Origin of the sequence: Lysobacter daejeonensis GH1-9 (genome assembly GCF_000768355.1) — a bacterium.
Classification (GTDB): Bacteria; Pseudomonadota; Gammaproteobacteria; order Xanthomonadales; family Xanthomonadaceae; genus Aerolutibacter; species Aerolutibacter daejeonensis.
Map to the genome: position 1 here is coordinate 1 of NZ_AVPU01000079.1, position 729 is coordinate 729.

Genomic DNA, 729 nt, shown 5'->3' on the forward strand with positions numbered 1-729 from the left:
GAAGAACTGCCGATGGCGCAGCCGCGCCATGATCCAGCGCTCGACCACCTGCACCGCCACCTCGGCCTTGGCCTTGTCCTGAGGCTTGCGTGGCCGTGCCGGCAGGATCACCGTCTGGTAATGACGCGCGCACTCCAGCGTGGCCCGGTTCAGGCCCGGCTCGTAGCGATCCGGCTGGGCGACCAGGGCGCGCGGATTGTCCGGCACAACCATTTCCGGCACGCCGCCAAAGTAGGTCAGAGCCTGGCCCAGCGAGGTCAGCCAGTCCACCTGGGTTTCGCCTGGCGTCGCGCAGGCATAGGTGTAATTCGAGGCGCCCAGGGCGGCGACGAAGATGTGCGCCCGGCGCACTTCGCCGGTGGCCGGGTCGACCACCGGCAGCGTCGGCCCGGCATAGTCGATGAATAGCTTCTCGCCCGCACGGTGCAGCTGACGCATCGAACGTTTGAGCGTCTGGGCGTAGCGCCGGTAGTGCTCGACGAACTGGGTGTAGCGGTAGGTCGGCTGGCCCGCATGCGCGGCGAGATATTCCTCCCACAGCAGCTGCAAGGTCACGCCCTTGCGTCGCAACTCGCGGTGGATGCTCAGCACATCGGGCAGCACTCGCTCACCGCGCGGCTTGTTCGTCGACGTCGGTGCAAACAAGGCGGCCGCCAGCGCGGCCTCGTCCATGGCCACCAGCGCCGGCCAGTCCAGCCCGGCCACCCGCGCCGCCGCGATGTACTTGCT

1 protein-coding gene is annotated in these 729 nt (G+C 68.4%); it reads right to left on the reverse strand.

From position 1 onward, the window contains the following. Positions 1 to 729, reverse strand: a 729-nt coding sequence (gene istA, locus N800_RS15050) for an IS21 family transposase (RefSeq protein ID WP_036140556.1), incomplete at both ends; no start/stop codon positions are given.